Below are 2508 nucleotides of genomic sequence, written 5' to 3'. Positions count from 1 at the left end.
CGCACGATCGACAGCGCGTCGGGCTAAGACGCCACCGCCCACCATCAGCGTTCCGACGTGTGCGCCGTCCCCGCGGCGGGGGTGGTGGCCGAGGCCATGGTCGCGGTCGAACTGGCGAATGCCGTGCTCGAGAAGTTCGGGGGCGACAGCATCCGTGAGACCCGGCGCAACCTCGCGGGTTACCTCGAGGGCATCCCGGCAGAACTCCGCACCACGCCGGCGTCCGAGGCGGCGCTCATCGCGCATGACGAGCGAGGCTGACCGGCTCACGCTGGTGCTCGTCGGTCCGATGGCGGCCGGCAAGACCAGCGTCGGGCGGCGCGTCGCTCGCCGGCTCCGCGTGCCGTTCATCGACACCGACAAACGGGTCGTCGCCGTGCACGGACCGATCCCGTCGATCTTCGACGAGCACGGTGAGCCGCACTTCCGCTCGCTGGAGCGCGCCGAGGTCGCCGCGGCACTCGACGGCAGCGACGGCGGGGTCATCTCGTTGGGCGGCGGTGCGGTCACGGATGCGGGGACGCGGGAGCTGCTGCGTGAGCTCCCCGTGGTCTTCCTCACGGTGACGCCGGAAGCGGTCGCCGATCGCATCCGCAGCGGAGGCCGGCCCCTTCTGGCGGGCGAGGATCCCGTGGGACGCTGGACGCAGATCTTCGAAGAACGTCGCGGCTGGTACGACGAGGTGGCATCCGTGACGTTCGACACGTCGCGACGCCCCATGCAGCGCATCGCCGACGACATCGTGACATGGAGGAGAGAACTGGGATGAGCACGACCACCATCAGCGTGACGGGGGAGACCCCCTACGACGTCACCATCGGCCGCGACATCCTCGACGGGGTGTCGGCCGCCCTCGACCCCGGCGTCCGGAAGGTCCTCGTGGTGCATCCGCCGACCCTTGCGGCGCGGGCAGCCGAGCTGCGGGATCGCCTGCTCTCCGATGTCGCGAACGGCCCGCGCGAGGTACTGCTCGCCGAGGTGCCCGATGCCGAGCAGGGCAAGCGCATCGAGGTCGCCGCGTTCTGTTGGCAGGTGATGGGCCAGGCGGACTTCACCCGCACGGATGCGGTCGTCGGCTATGGCGGCGGCGCCGTCACCGACCTCGCGGGTTTCGTCGCGGCCACCTGGCTGCGTGGCGTGCAGCTGGTGCAGGTGCCCACCACCGTGCTCGGGCTCGTCGACGCATCGGTCGGCGGCAAGACCGGCATCAACACCGCTGAAGGCAAGAATCTGGTCGGCGCCTTCTGGGCACCGCGCGCGGTGATCGGCGATCTCGACGAGCTCGCGAGCCTCAGCCCGAACGAGGCGACCGCTGGCTTCGCCGAGGTCGTCAAGGCCGGCTTCATCTGGGCTCCCGAGATCCTCGACATCATCGAGGCGGATCCGGCGCGCGCGGTCGACACGACGACACCGGAGTTCCGCCGCGCCGTCGAACTCGCGATCGACATGAAGGCTCAGGTCGTCTCGGACGACTTCCGCGAGGCGGGGCAACGCGAGATCCTCAACTACGGACACACGCTCGGCCACGCGATCGAGCACGCCGAGCGCTATCGGTGGCGGCACGGTGCGGCGATCTCGGTGGGCATGCTGTACGCCGCGGAACTCTCCCGACTCGCCGGTCGTCTGTCCGATACGGCCGCCGAGCGTCACCGCCCGATCCTCGAGTCATTGGGGCTGCCGACCTCCTATCGCGCGGGAGCGTGGCCTCAGCTGCTCGCGACGATGCAGCGCGACAAGAAGAGCCGGGGCGGCATGCTGCGATTCATCCTGCTCGATGACATCGCCAAGCCCACCGTGCTGCAGGCGCCCGACGAGTCCCTCCTGTTCGCCGCCTATCAGGAGGTCGGGGAGTGACGCGCCGCATCCTGCTCGTCAACGGCCCGAACCTCAATCTGCTGGGCACTCGCGAACCCGAGATCTACGGCACGGCCACTCTCGACGACGTGGTGGCTCTCACGACGCGGGCGGCAGCCGCCGAGGGGTTCGAGGTGCGTGCGGTGCAGAGCAACCACGAGGGGGTGCTGATCGACGCGATCCACGCCGCTCGCGAGGACTGCGCGGCGATCATCATCAACCCCGGCGGTCTGACCCACACGTCGGTCGTGCTGCGGGATGCCCTCACCGGTGTCACGCTGCCTTTCGCCGAGGTGCACATCTCGGACGTGTACGCGCGTGAGGAGTTCCGGCATCACTCCTACCTCCACGACGTCGCCGCCCTGCGAGTGATCGGCGAGGGCGTGAGCGGGTACGAGAGCGCTGTGCGGCAGCTCGCAGCGCTGATCCCGTAGAATCGACTCTCGGCCCATCCAGTCCACCTCGGACGCGCACGGCCCCCAGACTCTAGGAACGGAAAGTCCCGCGCATGGCATCTACCGCAGACATCAAGAACGGCGTCGTCCTCAGCATCGAGCGCCAGCTCTGGAGCGTCGTCGAGTTCCAGCACGTCAAGCCCGGCAAGGTCGGGGCATTCGTGCGCACCAAGCTCAAGAACGTGATGAGCGGCAAGGT

At 69.1% G+C, this 2508-nt stretch carries 3 protein-coding genes and 2 pseudogenes; all 5 read left to right on the top strand.

What is annotated here, in order from left to right; translation table 11 throughout:
• A pseudogene (locus J7E68_RS03645) lies at window positions 1-261 on the top strand (chorismate synthase); the annotation flags it as partial.
• Window positions 245-769 carry a shikimate kinase gene (locus tag J7E68_RS03640; protein ID WP_215169943.1) on the top strand — a complete coding sequence of 175 codons (525 nt, stop codon included), beginning with the start codon at window positions 245-247 and terminating at the stop codon, window positions 767-769. The pseudogene J7E68_RS03645 and the gene J7E68_RS03640, both read left to right, overlap by 17 nt.
• Window positions 766-1854 carry a 3-dehydroquinate synthase gene (gene aroB / locus J7E68_RS03635; protein WP_215169941.1) on the top strand — a complete coding sequence of 363 codons (1089 nt, stop codon included), beginning with the start codon at window positions 766-768 and terminating at the stop codon, window positions 1852-1854. The genes J7E68_RS03640 and aroB overlap by 4 nt, the downstream gene beginning before the upstream one ends.
• Entirely contained in the window at window positions 1851-2288 is a 438-nt protein-coding gene (gene aroQ / locus J7E68_RS03630; protein WP_215169939.1) for a type II 3-dehydroquinate dehydratase, read from the top strand. The genes aroB and aroQ overlap by 4 nt, the downstream gene beginning before the upstream one ends.
• A gap of 74 nt (window positions 2289-2362) precedes the next feature.
• Window positions 2363-2508: pseudogene (locus tag J7E68_RS03625) on the top strand (elongation factor P); the annotation flags it as partial.

The sequence above is a fragment of the Microbacterium sp. ISL-103 genome (assembly GCF_018613995.1).
Lineage (GTDB): Bacteria > Actinomycetota > Actinomycetes > Actinomycetales > Microbacteriaceae > Microbacterium.
Note: the sequence above shows the minus strand (reverse complement) of the source record. Positions and strands in the feature narration are given on the sequence as shown.